Genomic DNA, 18,812 nt, shown 5'->3' on the forward strand with positions numbered 1-18,812 from the left:
GGATGCGCGCGCGCCATTACAATGGACTGCATGAATAAAGCATTTGTCAAAGAATCGGATAACGACGACGAGGAAGCCATTGCGCTCGCGCAAGCCATTCCTGCGGGCGCCAAGAATTACATCACCCCGGCTGGCTACCAGCGCATCAAGGATGAGCTGCTGCAACTGATCGACGTCGAACGGCCCGAGGTGGTCAAGGTGGTGCACTGGGCGGCGTCCAACGGCGACCGCTCTGAAAACGGCGATTACATCTACGGCAAGCGGCGCCTGCGCCAGATCGACGGGCGCATCCGCTTCCTGACCAAGCGCATGGATTCGGCCGCCGTGGTCGATCCCAGCGTCCAGCATGGCAACGACCAGATCTTCTTCGGCGCCACTGTCACCTACTGCAACAGTGCGGGCGAGGAGCACACCGTCACCATCGTCGGCATCGACGAGCTCGATCCGCTGAACGGCAAGATCAGCTGGGTCTCGCCGGTGGCGCGCGCGCTGACCAAGGCGCGCGAGGGCGATGTGATCACCCTGCAGACGCCGCTCGGCCCCGACGAGCTCGAAGTGCTCGGCGTGCGCTATCCGGCCCCCGCCGCGGACTGATTTTTCATTTTTAGCGAGTTGCCGATGTCGATTTCCCATGCCACTTTCAACCACGCACTACGAATACCGCTGGCCGCCGAAGTCCATTCGCGCCCCTCGCTGCGCCTGAACGGCCCCGAAACCTTGACCCACCTGGCGGTGTATGCGCGCCACGGCGACGACGCCGAGGCGCACCAGCTGGCGTCGCAGAACCAGTTGCTGGCCCGCCTGTGCCTGCATTTCGGGGTGGCGCCGCCGCACCCGGAGGCGCGCTATTTCTTCCACGACTTCGGCAGCTTTCGCCTGCAATGGGAGTCGCACACGGAGTTTTCGACCTACACCTTCGCAGAACGGCGCGCGCATCCGGTCGCCGCCGAGCACGCGTTCGATCAGGTGCCGCTGCGCCATGTTCCCGATGAATGGCAGCTGGAACTGGAGGGCAAGGTCATGGCCGCCACCCACGTCACCTTGCAGCAGGTGAGCGCCTCGCTGACCGAGATGCGCCATGTGTTTGCCGGCAACCTGCTGGTCGGCTGCGACAGCCAGAATTTCGCCAAGGTGTGGACCGATTTCGCGATTGCGCCGGACGGCTTCGGCAGGGTGGTGATCCAGGACCTGGGCATGCAGTACCAGCAGGCTGGCCGCCTGGTGCAGCGCGTGCTGGAAATCGAAACCTACCGCATGATGGCGCTGCTCGGCTTGCCGCAGGCGCAGCTGGCGGCGCCGGTGCTCAACGGCATCGAGTCGGAGCTGGCACGGCTGTCGGCCGGCATGAGCGATGGCGGCGACGCGGTATCGGATGCGCTGGCCGACGCGCCCGACAACGAGCGCGAGCTGCTGCACAAGATCACGGTGCTGGCGGCGCGCATGGAAAAGCTGGCGCTGGAAAACAGTTACCGCTTTGCCGCTTCAAAAGCGTATTACCGGCTGGTGCAGGCGCGCATCGACGAATTGCGCGAAACGCGCATTCCGGGCGTGCCGACCATCCGCGAATTCATGGACCGGCGCCTGGCCCCGGCCATGAACACCTGCGAATCGACCGAGCGGCGCCAGCAGGCGCTGGCCGAGCGCATCGGGCGCAGCAACGACCTGCTGCGCACCCGCGTGGGCATCGTGCAGGAGCAGCAGAACCGCCGCATCCTCGAGTCGCTCAACGCCCGCGCGGCCCAGCAGTTGCGCCTGCAGCAGGCGGTCGAGGGCTTGTCGGTGGTGGCGATTTCCTACTATTCGATCGGACTGATCGCGTATGCCGGCAAGGCCATGAAGGCGGCCGGCGTGCCGCTCAATCCCGACCTGCTGACCGGCGCGGCCATGCCGGTGATGCTGGCCATCGTCTGGCTGGGATTGCGGCGCATGCATCACCACGTGAGCCGCTGATTATTCCCGTACCAGGCTGGCGCGTCCCGGCTGCTGGTCGGGGGTTTTGCCGGAGGTGAAGATCCAGGAAGTCTTGGCGACGGCCAGGTCCGACCAGCTCAGGCCGTTGTCGTGCGATTCGCTGCGCATCACCGCGCCAATCGGGCAGGCCGGTGGTTCGCCGCGCCGGACGGCGCTGATGCAGGCTTGCGACACCAGCGGATATTCCAGGGCGAGCACCCTGGCGCGACGGGTGAGGGCGGCGCCCATGCTGTAGGTCAGTTGCTCGCGCATCAGCGTCGCGCTCACCTTGCGCGGCGGCTCGCTCGGGTACCAGATCTTGTCCGGAAACGGAAAATGGGTGAAGCGCTTGCCGCCCTGGTCGAGCAAGCTGATGCCGATATACGGAACGCCATTGGCCAGGCCGGCGCTGTTGCAGACCTGTTCCTGCTGCGGACCTGGCGCGGTCGGCAAGCCCATGATCAAGGACAGCTCCCGGTCCACGCCGATGGCGGCGCGGCCCGGCGCGGCCACGTACGCGACCGAGGCGACCGGCACGAACGGCGGCAGCTTGCCGCCCGACTGGCGCTGCAAGTCTTCCTCATTGGGCAGCGCTCCGGAGAACACGAATTCGGAGCGGTCGGGCAGGCGGCAGCGCAGCACCAGCTGCTTGCCCTGGGCCTGCAGGTCGAGCCGTTGCTGGCGCTTGTCGGCGATGACTGCCGCGCCGGGCCTGGCGGCATCGGGCTGGTCCAGCGCCGAGGCGCCGATGGTAAACAGCCTGGACGAGCTGGTGATGAGCGGCGCACTCCAGCTTTTGCCCTCGTCGGTGGAGCTCGTCTGCGACACGTGCGACAGCGGTGTGCGGTAAAAATCGACATCGGCGTAGTGGCCCCAATGCCAGCGCGTCAGCGCTTCCTCGACCACCCAGGTCCCGCCCAGCACGGCCATGCGCGTATAGCCGGGACGGCTCAGCGCCTGGCGTGCCGATGCGCGCTCGGCCTGCTGTTCCACAGCGTCGTCGTAATGGGGCTTCGCTTCCAGCGCGCTCAGCTTGCCCTGCACGACGGTGCGGTATTGCCCATACGCGGCCCCGCCCGCATGCACGGCGCCGTCCCGCACATGGAAATTGGCGCACATTTCCGCCGGCGTGCCCGAATCGTCGGTGCGGCGCATGGACGTGATGCCCAGTTCGACCGGCGCGGCCCCGTTCGGCCCCAGATAGCGCGTGGCGTACTGCGTGTCGCAGGTTTCAGGACGATAGCCGGAGGGCGATTCGCACGGTCCTTCCATCAGGATGCGGCCGCCCTGCGGCAGCAGGCATTCGAGGCGGTCCTGGGCAAAACCCGGCTGGGCGTGCAGGCCCAGCACCAGCGCGGTCAGGAGGGACGTTTTCATTCGGTGCATTTTTTCGGGCATGGCTGCTCAGGCGGTCTCGGGTCGTTCGCATCGCGGTTGCGATAATTGCTCAGGCTGCGCGCGGAAGGGCGGGCCACGCCGGCTTGCCGCATCAGCGCCAGGCCGGTCTTGAAGAAATAGGGCGCGGTCTCGATGCTGGCCGCCTGCCAGGTGTCGCCGCGGTCGCTTGAGGTGCTGCGCAGCACGGCGCTGACGGGGCACGCTTCGCCGTCGCCGTCGCCTTCGGCGCAGGCGGGCGCGGCTGTCGCGAACAGCGGCACTTCGCGCACCAGCGTGCCCTGACGCAGGACCAGGACGCGGGTCTTGCCCAGCACCGCCAGGCCGCGCTGCGTCAATGCGGCTTCGACGCGGCCTTGTTCAATCTTGTCGGGGTCGCTCATCGAGGGGGGCGCCGTATCCCAGAAGCGCTGTTCGCCGGGCAGGCGCAGGGAAGAGCCGGTACCCGGCTGTCCTTCGTACAGTCCCAGGCGGGCGCACAGGTTCTCCAGATGGCGACCTTGATCGAGAGGCTTGTATTCCAGTGTCTCGCCCGTATCCACCAGCTTCTGTGCGGCGCGCGCGCGGTACGCCACCTTGAAACGGTGCTGGTCGGTGCGGCTGCTGCCGTGGCGCGTGAACACTGCGAGCGGCGCCCAGTCGTGGCGGGCCTGCAGCACGAAGGCGCTACCGTCCGGCAAGTCACATTCGACCGTTTCGGTGCGCTCGACGGCGCTGGCCGTCCCGCTCAGCGCGAGGGCCAGCCAGAACGGCAGCGTGTGAAGAAAACGGCGATATCCCATGGAGTGGCATAAAAAGTTGGCAAGGTTGTAAATACTAACACATGATTGCCGTGTGGAAGCTTTGGATGGATGAGGCATCAAGGAGTTGAATCCGAATCCGCATTGCAGCCGAATAAGCTTGCGTTGCGCTTGTTCCAGCGCCCCCTTTTCGATCACAGGCCACCCCATGCACGATTATCGCCTTGTCCTGCGCCCCTTGAGCGCCTTGCTGCTGGGCGCCTCGGCCCTGGTCCACGCGGGCGAGGCCGCCGAGCCCGTGCCCCAGGTGGTGGTGGCCGCCTCGCGCGTCAGCCAGCTCGGCGTGGCCGACTCGGCCAATGCGGGCCTGGTCACCCGGCAGCAACTGGCGGCGCGCTCGGTGTACCGTCCCGGCGAACTGCTGGAAGCGACGCCCGGCCTGATCGTCAGCCAGCACAGCGGCGAAGGCAAGGCCAACCAGTTCTACCTGCGCGGTTTCAACCTCGACCATGGCACCGACCTGCGCACCACGGTCGACGGCATGCTGGTCAACCAGCGCAGCCACGCCCACGGGCAGGGCTGGACCGACCTGAATTTCCTGATTCCCGAACTGGCCGAGCGGCTGGAATACCGCAAGGGCCCGTATTACGCCGACGAGGGTGACTTCGCCGCCGCCGGCGCGCTGGCGGTGCGCTACGCCGACACGCTGGCGGAAGGCGTCGCCAGTGTCGGCCTGGGCCAGAACGGCTACCGGCGCGTCCTGCTGGCCGACTCGCCCAAGGCGGGCGAAGGCAATCTGCTGTACGCCTTGGAGGCGTTCCATAACGACGGGCCATTTACGCGCGGCGACGATTTCAATAAGCTCAACGGCGTGCTGCGGTACAGCCAGGGCGACGCCGCCAACGGCTTCAAGCTCGCCGCCATGGCTTACCGCGCTGCTTGGCGCGCGAGCGACCAGATTCCCCGGCGCGCAGTGGACGACGGCCGCCTCGGGCGCTTCGACACGGTCGACGCCAGCGACGGCGGTGTTGCGCGCCGCTACAGCGTGTCCGGCGGCTGGCATGCCGCATCCGGGGCGGGCGTGACCAGGGTCAATGCCTCGGTGGTGGCCAACCGGCTCGCACTGTATTCGAACTTCACGTATTTCCTGGACGATCCGGTCAACGGCGACCAGTTCAGCCAGCCGGACCGGCGCGTCACCAGCGCCATCAACGCCGAGCATCGCTGGGGCAGTCACCGGGCCGGCTTTCAGTTCCAGAACGACAATATCCACAACGGCCTGTACGACACCGTCGCGCGCCGGCGCCGCGCCACCACGCGCGAGGATCATCTTGTGGAGACCAGCGCCGCTGTGTTCTACGACAACAGCACGCGCTGGACGCCGATGTTCCGTACGGTGGCCGGGGTGCGCGTCGACCACTATCGCTTCGATGTCGACAGCAATCTGCCTGAGAACAGCGGCCGCGCCAGCGCCCACCGCGCCAGTCCGACCCTGAGTCTGATTGTCGGCCCGTGGAGCAAGACGGAGTTGTATCTGAACGCCGGTACCGGTTTCCACAGCAACGATGCGCGCGGCGCCACCATCCGCACCGATCCGAAAAGCGGCGAAGCCACCGGGCGCGTGACGCCGCTGGTCAAGGCCAGGGGTGTCGAAGTGGGCTTGCGCACCGAAGCGCTGGCGGGATTGCAGAGTTCCTTCTCCCTGTACCAGCTCGATTTTGATTCGGAACTGGTGTTCGTGGGCGACGCCGGCACCACCGAGGCTGGCCGGCCGAGCCGCCGCAGCGGCTTCGAGTTTTCCAGTTACTACAAGCCGAATGCGTACATGACGCTGGACGCCGACGTGGCGTTTGCGCGCGCGCGTTTCAGGAATGCCGATGCGGGCGGACGGCGCATTCCCGGCGCGGTCGAGGGCGTCGCCTCGCTGGCGCTGGCGCTCGATCGCCTGGGGCCGTGGTTCGGCGCCTTGCAGCTGCGCTATTTTGGGCCGCGTCCGCTGATCGAAGACAAGCGCGTGCGCTCGGGCCCGACGACGACCCTGAACGGGCGCATCGGCTACAAGCTGGGCAAGCGCTTCAAGCTCGAACTGGAAGGCTTCAACCTGGCCAACCGGCGCAGTTCGGCGATCGATTACTTTTACGAATCGCGCCTGCGAGGAGAGGACGAGGCGGTCGAGGACATCCATTTTCATCCGACCGAATCGCGCTCGTTCCGGCTGACCCTCGGTGCGGCGTTTTAAGGCGTGCGCGCGGCAAGGCTGATAGACTGTAGGAAAATGCCCTACAGAACAGGAATAGTCCATTAACCAACATCCCAACCGCGCGCTCGGCGACGCCTTGAGCGCACTGCGCATCGCCACGGCCGACCGTCACGCCGTCCTCGACACCGGCATGCCGCTGGCCCTGCCGGACGCCGGCTTGCAGCATTACAGCGACCATTTGCACATGCTGCGGCGCTGGCTGGCGCCGCTGGAGGCGTGGCTGGGGCGTTACGCCGACGGTCCGCAGGGCGAGGCGCGTTTGCCGGCGGTGGCGCGGGTGGCGCTGATCGATGCCGACCTGGCCGATCCGGCGCTGGCCGGGGTGCGTGCCGATGCGCGGCCCGAGGACGCTGGCGTGTGGCCGGATGGCGCCAGCCCGGCCTACCGCTGGGGTGTGACGTACGTGATCGAAGGTTCGCAACTGGGCGGGGCGGTGCTGTACCAGCGCCTGGCGGGGCCGCTGGCGCCGCATCCGCTGCGCTATCTGCGCAGCGGGGCGGAAGGCCCGGGTCCGCGCTGGCGCAGCTTCATGCTGGCGCTGAGGGACAACGTGAAAAGCGAAGGGGAAATTGCCGACGCGTGCCGGGGGGCGTGCGATGCGTTCGACCGGATTCTGGCGATGCGGTAGGGGGTAAGCCCTGCCGACATCCTCAAGACCGTCTTTCCCGCCTCCGCGGGAATGACGGCGTTGAGGGCAGAGGTGAAAAATGCGCTCATGGGACGTATCGGAAACATGCGTCTTTAGGCGAACAAGCTAATTGCGCTCCCGCTCCACCCTGGTCACCCCGACCACGCGGCGCAGATTCCTGATCAAGTGCGCCAGATGCACGCGGTCCTTGATCTGGATCGTAAACCGCAGCTGGGTCATGACGTGTTCTTCATCCTCGTCCATGCCCACATACGAAATGTTCGCATCGGACTCGCCAATCTCGGCCGCCACGCGCGCCAGGATGCCTTTTTCATTATTGATCAGCAGCCTGATCCGGCAATCGAAGCGGCGGTTCAGTTCCCCGCCCCACTGCACGGCGATCCAGCGGTCCGGTTCCTTGCCGCGCAAGCGCTTGGCGCTGGCGCAATCGCTGGTGTGCACGATCAAACCCTGGTCGCGCCGCAACTGGCCGATAATCTGGTCGCCCGGAATCGGCAGGCAGCACGGCGCCAACTGCACCGACACGCCTTCGCTGCCATAAATCGTGACCGGATCGAGCTCGCCCGGCGTGGCGTTCGGATTGGCCGGCAAACTCACCAGGTCGTCATCGACCAGGCCGAAAATATGCCGCGCCACCAGTGCCGCCATGCGCTTGCCGATGCCGATGTCGGCATACAGCTCATCCATCGACTTGGCCGACGATTCGTTGAGCAGCTTCTCGACCGCCGGTTCCGGCAGATCGGGCTGGATGTTCAGGGCGGTCAGGGCCTGCGCCAGCAACTCGCGGCCCAGTTCGACCGACTCGTTCAGGTTGATCGTGCGCAAATGATGGCGGATCGCCGAACGGGCCTTGCCGGTGCGCACAAACGCCAGCCATGTCGGACTTGGCTTGGAATCCGGATTGGTCACGATCTCGACAATGTCGCCGTTGCGCAACTCGGTGCGCAGCGAGGCCGGCTCGTTGTTGATCTTGACCGACACGGTATGGTCGCCGATGCCGGTGTGAATCGTGTAGGCGAAGTCGAGCGCCGTGGCGCCGCGCGGCAGGGCGATGATCTTCGATTTCGGCGTGAACACGTACACCGAGTCCGGAAACAGGTCGACCTTGACGTGCTCCAGGAACTCGGCCGAGTCGCCGGTCTGCTGCTGGATGTCGAGCAGCGACTGCAGCCACGCGTGCGTCTTCTGCTGCAAGTCCGACAGGTTCGCCTCGCCATTCTTGTACAGCCAGTGCGCCGCCACGCCGGACTCGGCGGTGCGATGCATTTCCTGGGTGCGGATCTGGAACTCGACCGGCGTGCCGTACGGGCCGATCAGGGTCGTGTGCAGCGACTGGTAGCCGTTGAGCTTGCGGATCGCGATGTAATCCTTGAACTTGCCCGGCATCGGCTTGTACAGGCCGTGCAGGGTGCCCAGCGCCACGTAACAATTGGCGAAGCTGTCGACCACCACCCGGAAACCGTACACATCGAGCACCTGCGAGAACGACAAATGCTTGCTGCGCATCTTCTTGTAGATGCCGTACAGGGTCTTTTCGCGCCCGTATACTTCGGCCGGCAGTTCGGCCGTGGCGAGCGTGTTCTTGACCGATTCGAGGATCTTCTTGACCACTTCGCGGCGGTTGCCGCGCGCCGCCTTGACCGCTTTGGAGAGGGTGCGGTAACGCACCGGATACAGGTGCGAAAACGCCAGGTCCTGCAATTCGCGGTAAATATTGTTCAGGCCCAGGCGGTGCGCGATCGGCACGTACACTTCCATGGTTTCGGAGGCGATGCGGCGCTTCTTGGCCGGCGTCATGTGCTCGAGCGTGCGCATATTGTGCAGGCGGTCGGCCAGCTTGATGAGAATGACGCGCACGTCCGACGCCATGGCCAGCAGCATCTTGCGGAAGTTTTCCGCCTGCGCTTCGATCAGGGTCTGGAATTCGATTTTTTCAAGCTTGGACAGGCCGTCGACAAGGCTGGCGACGGGGGCGCCGAAGCGCTCGATCAGCTCATCCTTCTTGACGTCCTGGTCTTCCATCACATCGTGCAGCAGCGCGGCCATGATGGCCTGGGCGTCGAGCTTCCAGTCGGCGCAGATTTCCGCCACGGCGATGGGATGGGAAATATACGGTTCGCCCGACTTGCGGACTTGTCCAAGGTGCATCTCGTCGGAAAAACGATACGCTTCCTTGACTTTTTTGAGTTCGGAGGGAGTGAGGTACTCGGAGAGCTTGGCCGATAAGTGCGAGACCGATGCCACGCCCGGAGCGGGTGTGACAGGGACCTCGGCCTCTTGCGCCTTGGTGGCGGCGCGCGAAGACCGGGTCTTGGGTGTGCCTGAGAGTGTCGTATCCGGAGGAATCAGATTCATACGCAAAGTCAATCAGCCGACATGTGAAAAAAGTAAATCAGGATGGCTTGTTGACACCGTTCGGGCACGAAAACACAAATTACATCGGAACCTTTTTCAGCATCTCGATACCGACCTTGCCGGCAGCGATTTCACGCAGGGCGACAACGGTTGGCTTGTCCTTGGCTTCCACCTTGGGAGTGTGGCCTTGCAACAACTGACGCGCGCGATAAGTTGCGGCCAGGGTCAGTTGAAAGCGGTTAGGGATGTGCTTCAAGCAATCTTCAATGGTAATGCGGGCCATGGTTTTTCCTCAATATGACGGTGTGTGCCGTGTCACGATTGTTTCACGATTGTTGCGCATGGATACCCAGTTGGGCAAATAGCGAGGCGTTACGCGCAGCTTGTTGTGCAAAACGGCTGCGTGTCGCTCTGACAATCGCGCTTATCTCTGACAAGGCGACGTTGAACTCTTCATTGATAATAACATACTCGAACTCGGGAGCGTGAGCGATCTCGCCGCCGGCGGCCAGCAGGCGGCGTTCGATGATGTGCGGTTCGTCCTGCCCGCGCTTGTTCAAACGCTCGGACAAGGCGGCGATCGAGGGCGGCAAAATGAAGATCCCGGCGGCCTGGGGAAACTGCTTGCGCACCTGGCGCGCGCCTTGCCAGTCGATTTCCAGAAGGATGTCGGTGCCGGCTTTCATTTCCTTTTCGACCATCAGGCGCGAGGTGCCGTAGTAATTACCGTGCACTTCGGCCCATTCGAGGAATTCCTCGCGGCCGGCGCGTTCGACGAAGTCGTCGGCGGTGGTGAAATGGTACTCGCGGCCATCCTGTTCGCCCGGGCGGGGAGGGCGCGTGGTGGTCGAGATCGACAGCTTGATGCCAGGTTCCTGCGCGAGCAGGGCGTTGACCAGGGTTGATTTACCGGCGCCGGAAGGCGCGGCGACAACGAACAGGCTGCCTGAAAAACCGGGGGTAGGAGATGGCATAAGTGTCTTTCTTGAGTACGGGTTGGTGCGTTATTGCGATTATTTACGACGAAAATACGGTGACAAAGTACCAGGGCTGGCGCAGTGTCTTGCTACGCTACCCCTAAAACCGTCGTTCCCGCGAAGGCGGGAACTCAAGTTCGTCACATAGCCATTGGCTGCGCAAGTAACTTGGGTTCCCGCCTGCGCGGGAACGACGTGCTAGCGGGTGGCGACAAGCTAGCGGCGGTGAGGTGTCGGGTAAAAACTACTCCAGATTCTGCACCTGCTCGCGCATCTGTTCGATCAGCAGCTTCAATTCCATCGACGCGTCGGCCAGTTCCTTCACCGACGCCTTGGCGCCCAGGGTATTGGCTTCGCGGTTCAGTTCCTGCATCATGAAATCGAGCCGCTTGCCGACCTGGCCGCCCTTTTTGAGGATATGCCGCGTCTCGGTCAGGTGCGCCGACAAACGCGACAACTCTTCCGACACATCGATCCGGATCCCGTACAAGGTCACTTCCTGGCGAATCCGCTCGAACGCTTCCTGGCGCGTGAGTGTCGACGGCGTGCCATGCCCGGCCAGTCCCAATGCATCCTGCATGCGCTCGACGGCCTTTTGCTGGAACTGCGAGATCACCTGGGGGATGAGCGGCGTGATGCGCTTGACGATGACATCCATGGCATCGATGCGCGAAACGAGCATCGCTTCGAGCGCCGCGCCCTCGCGCCGGCGGCTGTCGACGAACGCCGCCACGGTGGTGGCGGTCAGCGCGGCCACGTCGGCCTGCAGCGACTCCTGGCCAACCTGGGCTTCCTCGACCACACCGGGCCAACGCAGCAGCTCGGCCACCGTCATCAAGGGCGCCGAGACAAAATGCTTGGTCACTTCGTTCTGCAAACGCGCCAGATCGGCCAGCATGGCCGCATTGAGCGCTTGCGAGCCGCCGGCGACCTTGCGCCCGAAAGAGAGGCGTGCCTCGACCTTGCCACGCGTGATGGCGGCCATGATCGCGGCGCGCAGGTCCGGTTCAAGCGCGCGCAACTCGTCGTTGATGCGGAACTGCAGGTCCAGAAAGCGCGAATTAACGCTCTTGATTTCAATTGTAAGGGTGCCCGCCGCGCCTTCGCTGGTGGCCACCGCGTAACCTGTCATGCTAGAAATGCTCAATGGAGTCCCCGGTATTTTTATCTTTTCTTTACAAAGCCGTGATTTATCCACACAATCGCCGTGTTAAGCAAGGAACACACACTGATGGCTGCACAAAATAACGCTCCCCTGCCCGATGGACTTGAAATTGCCGGATATCGCATTGTAAAGAAAATTGCGTCCGGTGGGTTCAGTATTGTATATCTCGCTTACGACGCCGAGGGGAACGCGGTCGCCATCAAAGAGTACCTGCCGAGCTCCCTCGCTTTGCGCCAGCCCGGCGAGCTCGTCCCGGTGATTTCGCCGCCCAACCTGCCCGTTTTCCGCATCGGCCTGAAGTGCTTTTTCGAGGAGGGAAGGGCGCTCGCGCTGATCTCCCACCCGAACGTGGTGCGCGTGCTGAATTTTTTCCGCGCCAACGACACCGTGTACATGGTGATGGGCTACGAATCGGGCCACTCGTTGCAGGAACACATCGCCCGCCTCGGCAGCAAGGGCAGCCGCCTGTCGGAAGCCTTCATCCGCCAGATTTTCCTGGGCGTGTGCGGCGGCCTGCGCGAAGTGCACGCCAACAAGCTGCTGCACCTCGACCTGAAACCGGCCAATATTTACCTGCGCACCGACGGCTCGCCGATCCTGCTCGACTTCGGCGCCGCGCGCCAGACCATCAACGCCGACATTCCCAAACTCACGCCCATGTACACGCCGGGCTTCGCCCCGCCGGACCTGTACTCGAAGACGGCGGCGCTGGGACCATGGTCGGATATTTACAGCATCGGCGCGACCATGTTCGCCTGCATGGCCGGCGCCCCGCCGCAGCCGGCCGACCAGCGCAAGACCGAAGACAAGATGCCGGGCTACTATGCGCGCCTGGAAGGCAGCTTTTCGCCGGCCTTGATCGGCATGGTCAAGAACTGCCTCGACATGGACCCGCTGGCGCGTCCGCAAAGCCTGTTCGCGCTGCAAAAGGAACTGGCGCTGCCGCCGCCCAAGAAGCCGGAAGCGCCGCGCGGCCTGGAGAAGATCGGCGGCCAGGTACGCGGCCTGGTCGACCGTCTGGGTAGTCTCGGCCGCAAAAAAGTCAACGATAAAAACACCTGATCCAGAAAGATATCTATGCAATTTTCCGTTTATCAGGAAAGCCAGCTCGGCGGCCGCAAGGTCAACCAGGACCGGATGGGATACAGCTTCACGCGCGACGCGCTGCTGCTGGTCCTGGCGGACGGCATGGGCGGCCACCTGCGCGGCGAAATGGCCGCGGCCATCACGCTCCAGACCATGTCGAGCATGTTCCAGCAGCACGCCACGCCGTATGTACGCAAGCCGGAGCGCTTTCTGGAAGAGGCGTTTCTCGAAGCGCACGATGAAATCCATCGCTACCGCATCGCCAACAACATGCCCGACACGCCGCGCACCACGGTGGTGGCCTGCCTGATCCAGCACAACACCGCGATCTGGGCCCACTGCGGCGACTCGCGCCTGTACTGGCTGCGGCGCGGGCAGATTTTGGGCCGCACGCGCGACCACTCGCACATCGAGCACCTGATCGCCCAGGGTTTGGCCGATCCGGCCGAACGCGCGACCCACCCGGACCGCAACAAGCTGTATAACTGCATCGGCGCTTCCTCGCTGCCGAAGATCGAAGTCTCGCGCCAGGTCAGCTTGTTGACGGGCGACGTGGTCATGCTGTGCTCCGACGGCTTGTGGTCGATGCTGCCGGACGAAGAGATCGTCCATCGCCTCTCGACCCAGACCATCGTGCGCGCGATTCCCGACATGATCAGCACCGCGATCACCATCGGTGGCGATACCTGCGACAACACGACCGCGCTGGCGATCATGTGGCAAGGTTCGCCCGAAGTGGAAACGGCGGGCGTGAACACCGACGGCAGCGCCGCGGTCATTTCGACCATGATGCTGCCCGAGAACCTGGTCAGCACCACGATCCTGAGCGCCCCGGAGCCGGAACAGCCGCTCGAAATCGACGCCTTCAACGACGACGAGATCGAAAAGGCGATTGCCGAGATCCGCGACGCCATCGAAAAATCATCCCAGGTTTTGAAGTAAGCCTGCTTTTACAAGGTACTACATGACATTTGAATCACGTCCGAGCGGCCGCGCCGTCGACCAGCTGCGCGACATCGTCCTGACGCGCCAGTACACCAAGCATGCCGAAGGATCGGTATTGATCGAGTGCGGCGACACCAAGGTCATTTGCACGGCCAGCATCGAAGAGAAAGTGCCGGGCTTTTTGAAGGGCAAAGGGCAGGGCTGGCTGACGGCCGAATATGGCATGCTGCCGCGTTCGACTCACACGCGCATGGACCGGGAAGCGGCGCGCGGCAAGCAAAGCGGCCGCACGCAAGAGATCCAACGTTTGATCGGCCGCTCGCTGCGCGCCGCGTTCGACCTGGAAGCGTTCGGCGAGCGTACCTTGAATCTGGATTGCGATGTGATCCAGGCCGATGGCGGCACGCGTACGGCGTCGATTACCGGCGCCATGGTGGCCGCGTATGACGCGTTCAGCAAACTGGTGGCCAGCGGTGCGATTCCGAAGGTGCCGGTGAAGAGCTTTGTGGCGGCGATTTCGGTCGGCGTGTACAAGGGCATGCCGGTGCTCGACCTTGACTACGTCGAGGATTCGGGCTGCGACACCGACATGAACGTGGTGATGACCGAAGCCGGGCACTTTATCGAAGTGCAGGGCACGGCCGAAGGCGCGGCGTTCGACCGGGCCGGGATGAACCGTTTGCTGGACCTGGCGCAGGCGGGGATCGCGGACATTATCGCGCTGCAGAAGAAGGCGCTGGGGATTTAAGCGTTCCCGCTACCTTTAAAACCGTCGTTCCCGCGCCAAGGCGGCCCTCGGCGGGAACGACAGGCGGCGGCTACAACACCACCGTAATACTCCTGAACGTCTGCTCTTCCTCCGCCATTTCCTTCACATGCGCTCCGCCGTCATCGCTCAGAATCTGCACCTTGCGGGTCCCGGGAATGGCAAACAGCGCCTCCGGCCGCACATCGTCAAAATCCTCGTGCACCAGTTGCTCCGGCGCGTCCTGCGCCTTGCCCGACCAGCGATACAGCGCAAACTCGCCATGATCTGCCGGCGGGCCCGCCACGATCATGTATGCCAGTCCCACCAGCTCCATGCTGCGAATCGCCAGCCCGCCCAGATCGAGCTCGAAGGCCTCGCCAAACTCGGCCCGCTCGCCCTCGACCACCTTTTCCGGGTTCAGCAAATGCACCACCAGCGCCTTGCCCTCGGGCGCCGGATTGCGCAAGCCAATCAGCAGCGTTCCTTCCGGCGTCGCCGCCAGCCCCTCGATATTGAAAGCGCCATCGGCTTCGGGGGTCTTCCCGGAGGCCTGCGCAATCGGATATTTTTTCAGCTGGCTGGACTCGATCATATCGTCCAGCAGGCCGCTGTAGGCCTGGCCGACCGGTTCCAGGCGCGCCTTTCCTTTGCCATTCGCTTTGCCCGCCTCGGTCGCAAAAAACCGGAAACGGCGCTCCTGCACCTCGCCCTTCTTGTTGCGGCCGTGCGAGGTAATCCAGTAAATCCGAGCGCCGATGGTGGCCGCGCCTTCCAGGTCCGATTCCTTGTTCTTCTTGGTGCCCAAGAACTCCGACAGGTCGACCACCTCCACCGCATCGGCCACGCCGCGCTGGTAGATCTTGAGCTGGTTGCGTTCGTCGTTGGCGACCACGAACAGGTCTTCCCCGAGCGCGGCGGCGGCCGAGGCGTCGCACATGCCGCGATAGGTAAAATGGTCTTCCAGTCTGGGGTGCAGCGCGTCCGCGATCAGGGTGGCGCTGGTGCCTTCTTTGTGCTGTGTCACGTCATTCTCCGGCGTTTGTCAAAACGCCATCATAAATGCTAACGCAGGCGCCGCGCCGCACGCGTGACCAGCCACCCCGCCACCACCGTAAACGTCGCGATGATCCCGGCGATGATCCAGAAGCCGGCCGGGTGGTGCGACAGCGGAATGCCGCCCACGTTCATGCCCAGCATGCCGGCAATGATATTGATCGGCAGCGCGAGCACCGTCACGATCGTCAGGATAAACAGGCTGCGCCCGGTTTCCTCGCTGACGCGGGCGGCGATTTCTTCCTGCAGCAGCTTGATGCGTTCCTGCAGCGACGACATGTCGCTCAGCACCACCGAGAATTCCTCGGTCGCTTCGCGCAGCTCCTGGGTGTCGAGGTCGGCCATCCACGAGGGCGGGCGTTGCAGGAGTCGGAACAGGGCGGCCGGCTCGGGCGCCAGCAGGCGTTGCAGGCGCACCAGCACGCGCCGCATGGCGCCCAGGTCTTCGCGCTTGGCGGTGGGCCGGTCGGCCAGCAGCTTGTCTTCGATGTCGTCGACCCGTTCGACGGCGTCGCGCACGATTTTCACCAGCACGTCGGCCTGGTCGCGCAGCAGGTGGATCAGCAGTTCGACCGAGGAACGTACCGGCTCGCCCTGGCGCACCGCCTGGCGCACGCGCTCGATCGACTGCAAGGGCTTGCGGCGGGCGCTGACGACGACGTTGCGCGCCACGCTGACCCACAGGGTGGAAATGTCGGATTCTTCGAACGAAAAATTGTGCAGCACATCGTTGACCACCGCGATCAGGGTGTCTTCGGCCAGTTCGATGCGGGTCGAGCGCGAGCCGGTGTGCAGCGTTTCGTAGAATTCGTCGGCCAGGTTGGCGTGCGTGGTCAGCCACTTTTCGCTGGCCGCGTTGGACAGGTTGAAGTGCAGCCAGATGAACTGCGAGGGATTGTTGGCCGCGTGGTCGCGCATCCAGGCCAGCGCCGCGGCCGAATCGACCGCCAGCGCTTCCGGCGTGACGCCGAACAGATAGCCCCACACCAGCCCCGAAGGGTCGGAGCCGTAGCTTAGTCCGACTTTTTCCACCTCAAGCAAGGCAGCCCCCGGCGCGCATGTTGGCGTCAAGGTCGAGTTGCGCTGCTGTCGCCATCGGATTTCCACCGTCAATTTGAGATGCCGATATAGTACAGTGTTTGCCCCGCAAAATCCCGCGGATTCCCGTAAAGGCGGCGCCCGGGCCAGCCGGCCGGCCATTGGCGCTAAAATACGCACTTGCGGATGCCGCTGGCATCCATCACCCGCCAGACCTGACTCTTATGACCCAACGCCTCATCCTCGCTTCCAACAACGCCGGCAAACTCAAGGAGTTTGGCGAAATCCTCGCACCCGTCGGCTTTACCCTGCACGCGCAGGGCGAATTCGACGTCCCCGAAGCCGACGAGCCGTTTGCTACTTTTGTGGAAAACGCGCTCGAAAAAGCCCGTCACGCCTCGCGCCTGACCGGTTTGCCGGCGCTGGCCGACGACTCCGGCGTGTGCGTCAATGCCCTGGGCGGCGCGCCCGGCGTATGGTCGGCGCGTTTTGCCGGCGAGCCGAAGTCGGATGCGCGCAACAACGAGAAGCTCATCGCCGACCTGGCCGCTCACGCCGACAAATCGGCGTACTACTACTGCGTGCTGGTGTATGTACGCCACGCCGGCGATCCGCAGCCGGTCATCGCCGACGGCCGCTGGAATGGCGAAATCGTCGCCGAAGCGCGCGGCGCCGGTGGCTTCGGCTACGATCCGCATTTCTGGATTCCTTCGCTGGGCAAGTGCACCGCCGAACTGACGCCGCTTGAAAAGAACGCGCTGTCGCACCGCGGCCAGGCCCTGCGCGCGCTGGTAGAGAAGCTGAAATGATTCCGATCAAAGTCGCGGGCAGCGCCGTCAAGACCGAACCGCGCTCGCCGGCCGCCAGCGCCTTGCAGTACCTGCAGCCGGGCGCCTTGAACCTGGCCGCGCTGCCGCCGCTGTCGCTGTACATTCACTACCCGTGGTGCGTGAAGAAGTGCCCTTACTGCGACTTCAATTCGCACGAGGCGCGCGGCGAGCTGCCGGAAGAAGCGTACCTCGACGCGCTGCGGCTCGACCTGGAGCAGTCGCTGCCGCTGATCTGGGGCCGCAAGATCTACACCATCTTTATTGGCGGCGGCACCCCGAGCCTGATGTCGGCCAAGGGCCTGGACCGGCTGATGTCCGACGTGCGCACCTTGCTGCCGCTGGACGTGGACGCCGAAGTGACGATGGAAGCCAATCCGGGCACCTTCGAAGCGGAGAAGTTCAAGTCGTTCCGGGCCAGCGGCATCAACCGCCTGTCGATCGGCATCCAGAGCTTCAGCGGCAAGCACCTCAAGGCGCTGGGCCGCATCCATGACGACAACGAGGCGAGGCGGGCGGTCGAGATCGCGCATGCGAATTTCGACAATTTCAACCTGGACCTGATGTACGCCTTGCCGACCCAGACCCTGGAAGAGGCGCGGCTCGACCTGGAGACGGCGCTGTCGTTCGCGCCGCCGCATTTGTCGCTGTACCACCTGACGATGGAGCCGAACACGCTGTTCGCCAAGTATCCGCCGGCGCTGCCGGATGACGATGCCAGCGCCGACATGCAGGACATGATCGCGCTCGAAACGGCGGCGGCGGGGTACGGGCATTACGAAGTGTCGGCGTACGCGCAGCCGGGGCGGCGCGCGAAGCACAATGTGAATTACTGGGAGTTCGGCGATTACCTGGGGATTGGCGCCGGCGCGCATTCGAAGATCTCGTTCCCGCACCGGGTGCTGAGGCAGGCGCGCTACAAGCAGCCGAAGGCGTTCATCGAGGCGGCGCGGGCGGGTAATCCGGTGCAGGAAGAGCGCGAGATCGGACGCGCCGATATGGGGTTCGAGTTCATGCTCAACACCCTGCGCCTGACCGAGGGGTTTTCACCGAATCTGTTCGGGGAACGGACCGGGATGGGGATCAATGCGATCGAGCAGACCTTGAATGCGGCCGAGGCCAAGGGGCTGATTTATCGCGATCACAAGATCATTCGGCCCACGGAGCTGGGGCAGCGCTTTTTGAATGATTTGCAGGAAATGTTTTTGGGGGCGTGAGGGTGCCGTTCGCGCTAACCCGTCGTCCCCGCGCCAAGGCGGCCCTCGGCGGGGATCTAAGTTCGTGCTGAAGCCGCTGGCTTAACTATGGACTTGGGTTCCCGCCTTCGCGGGAACGACGAATCAAGCCGCTAGCTTCAATGGCGCCTTGCCCGCCACCCGCTGCTGCGGCCGTCCAGCGCTCGCCGCCAGCTTGAACCCCCCAGCCACATCCGCCAGCCGCGCCGCCTGTTCTTCCAGGCTGCCGGCCGCCGCCGCCGCTTCTTCCACCAGCGCCGCGTTCTGCTGCGTCACCTGATCCATCTGCGCAATCGCTTCGTTGACCTGATCGATGCCGACGCGCTGTTCGTTACTGGCGGCCGTAATCTCGGACATGATGTCGGTCACGCGCGCCACGCTGTCGACCA

General features: G+C 64.1%; 17 protein-coding genes and 1 pseudogene. 9 read left to right on the forward strand and 9 right to left on the reverse strand.

What is annotated here, in order from left to right:
* Positions 1 to 30: 30 nt before the first annotated feature.
* Complete coding sequence (gene greB, locus F2P45_RS24020; protein WP_166880606.1) at positions 31 to 594, forward strand: transcription elongation factor GreB; 564 nt, start codon at positions 31 to 33, stop codon at positions 592 to 594.
* Between the two features lie 24 nt (positions 595 to 618).
* Positions 619 to 1,950, forward strand: a complete 1,332-nt coding sequence (locus F2P45_RS24025) for a DUF3422 family protein (RefSeq protein ID WP_166880608.1) — start codon at positions 619 to 621, stop codon at positions 1,948 to 1,950.
* On the opposite strand, the gene F2P45_RS24030 is transcribed toward F2P45_RS24025, so the two are convergent.
* Both F2P45_RS24030 and F2P45_RS24035 read right to left on the reverse strand, forming a co-directional pair.
* Positions 1,951 to 3,327: a hypothetical protein gene (locus F2P45_RS24030; RefSeq protein WP_166880610.1), complete on the reverse strand. Its 1,377-nt coding sequence runs from the start codon at positions 3,325 to 3,327 to the stop codon at positions 1,951 to 1,953.
* The gene (locus F2P45_RS24035) at positions 3,324 to 4,127 is read right to left on the reverse strand and encodes a hypothetical protein (RefSeq protein WP_166880612.1); all 804 of its coding nucleotides are present in this window, start codon (positions 4,125 to 4,127) and stop codon (positions 3,324 to 3,326) included. The genes F2P45_RS24030 and F2P45_RS24035 overlap by 4 nt, the downstream gene beginning before the upstream one ends.
* A 166-nt stretch (positions 4,128 to 4,293) precedes the next feature.
* Here F2P45_RS24035 and F2P45_RS24040 point away from each other — a divergent pair, with 166 nt between their 5' ends.
* Both F2P45_RS24040 and F2P45_RS24045 read left to right on the forward strand, forming a co-directional pair.
* Complete coding sequence (locus tag F2P45_RS24040) at positions 4,294 to 6,324, forward strand: TonB-dependent receptor (RefSeq protein WP_166880614.1); 2,031 nt, start codon at positions 4,294 to 4,296, stop codon at positions 6,322 to 6,324.
* A 97-nt stretch (positions 6,325 to 6,421) separates the two neighbouring features.
* Positions 6,422 to 6,973 (forward strand): biliverdin-producing heme oxygenase, encoded by a 552-nt coding sequence (locus F2P45_RS24045; protein ID WP_188130213.1) that lies wholly within the window; start codon positions 6,422 to 6,424, stop codon positions 6,971 to 6,973.
* A gap of 126 nt (positions 6,974 to 7,099) precedes the next feature.
* On the opposite strand, the gene F2P45_RS24050 is transcribed toward F2P45_RS24045, so the two are convergent.
* From F2P45_RS24050 to F2P45_RS24065, 4 genes are all read right to left on the reverse strand, one after another.
* Positions 7,100 to 9,349, reverse strand: coding sequence for a RelA/SpoT family protein (locus F2P45_RS24050; protein ID WP_166880615.1), 2,250 nt, complete (start codon positions 9,347 to 9,349; stop codon positions 7,100 to 7,102).
* A 79-nt stretch (positions 9,350 to 9,428) separates the two neighbouring features.
* Positions 9,429 to 9,632, reverse strand: a complete 204-nt coding sequence (gene rpoZ / locus F2P45_RS24055) for a DNA-directed RNA polymerase subunit omega (RefSeq protein WP_054264095.1) — start codon at positions 9,630 to 9,632, stop codon at positions 9,429 to 9,431.
* Between the two features lie 43 nt (positions 9,633 to 9,675).
* Positions 9,676 to 10,323, reverse strand: a complete 648-nt coding sequence (gene gmk, locus F2P45_RS24060; RefSeq protein ID WP_166880617.1) for a guanylate kinase — start codon at positions 10,321 to 10,323, stop codon at positions 9,676 to 9,678.
* Between the two features lie 247 nt (positions 10,324 to 10,570).
* A complete protein-coding gene (locus F2P45_RS24065; RefSeq protein WP_166880619.1) occupies positions 10,571 to 11,458 on the reverse strand; it encodes a YicC/YloC family endoribonuclease in 888 nt (295 codons plus the stop codon).
* Positions 11,459 to 11,557: 99 nt separating this feature from the next.
* On the opposite strand from F2P45_RS24065, the gene F2P45_RS24070 reads away from it, so the two are divergent.
* The 3 genes from F2P45_RS24070 to rph are packed head-to-tail and all read left to right on the forward strand — an operon-like array spanning position 11,558 to position 14,270.
* Entirely contained in the window at positions 11,558 to 12,553 is a 996-nt protein-coding gene (locus F2P45_RS24070; protein ID WP_166880621.1) for a serine/threonine protein kinase, read from the forward strand.
* A gap of 15 nt (positions 12,554 to 12,568) precedes the next feature.
* On the forward strand, positions 12,569 to 13,519 hold the full coding sequence (locus tag F2P45_RS24075; protein ID WP_166880623.1) for a PP2C family protein-serine/threonine phosphatase: 951 nt from the start codon (positions 12,569 to 12,571) through the stop codon (positions 13,517 to 13,519).
* A gap of 22 nt (positions 13,520 to 13,541) precedes the next feature.
* Entirely contained in the window at positions 13,542 to 14,270 is a 729-nt protein-coding gene (gene rph, locus F2P45_RS24080; RefSeq protein ID WP_166880624.1) for a ribonuclease PH, read from the forward strand.
* 70 nt (positions 14,271 to 14,340) lie between these two features.
* Here the strand turns inward: rph and F2P45_RS36825 are convergent, their stop codons facing one another.
* Positions 14,341 to 15,294, reverse strand: coding sequence for a DUF3616 domain-containing protein (locus tag F2P45_RS36825; RefSeq protein ID WP_166880626.1), 954 nt, complete (start codon positions 15,292 to 15,294; stop codon positions 14,341 to 14,343).
* A gap of 38 nt (positions 15,295 to 15,332) precedes the next feature.
* Positions 15,333 to 16,355, reverse strand: coding sequence for a transporter (locus F2P45_RS24090; protein ID WP_166880637.1), 1,023 nt, complete (start codon positions 16,353 to 16,355; stop codon positions 15,333 to 15,335).
* A 230-nt stretch (positions 16,356 to 16,585) separates the two neighbouring features.
* Here F2P45_RS24090 and rdgB point away from each other — a divergent pair, with 230 nt between their 5' ends.
* On the forward strand, positions 16,586 to 17,170 hold the full coding sequence (gene rdgB / locus F2P45_RS24095; RefSeq protein WP_166880627.1) for an RdgB/HAM1 family non-canonical purine NTP pyrophosphatase: 585 nt from the start codon (positions 16,586 to 16,588) through the stop codon (positions 17,168 to 17,170).
* Positions 17,167 to 18,405: a radical SAM family heme chaperone HemW gene (gene hemW, locus F2P45_RS24100; protein ID WP_166880629.1), complete on the forward strand. Its 1,239-nt coding sequence runs from the start codon at positions 17,167 to 17,169 to the stop codon at positions 18,403 to 18,405. Before rdgB ends, hemW begins: the two co-directional genes overlap by 4 nt.
* A 123-nt stretch (positions 18,406 to 18,528) precedes the next feature.
* Here hemW and F2P45_RS24105 read toward each other — a convergent pair.
* A pseudogene (locus F2P45_RS24105) lies at positions 18,529 to 18,812 on the reverse strand (methyl-accepting chemotaxis protein); the annotation flags it as partial.

The organism is Massilia mucilaginosa (assembly GCF_011682145.1).
GTDB classification, from domain to species: Bacteria; Pseudomonadota; Gammaproteobacteria; order Burkholderiales; family Burkholderiaceae_D; genus Telluria_A; species Telluria_A mucilaginosa.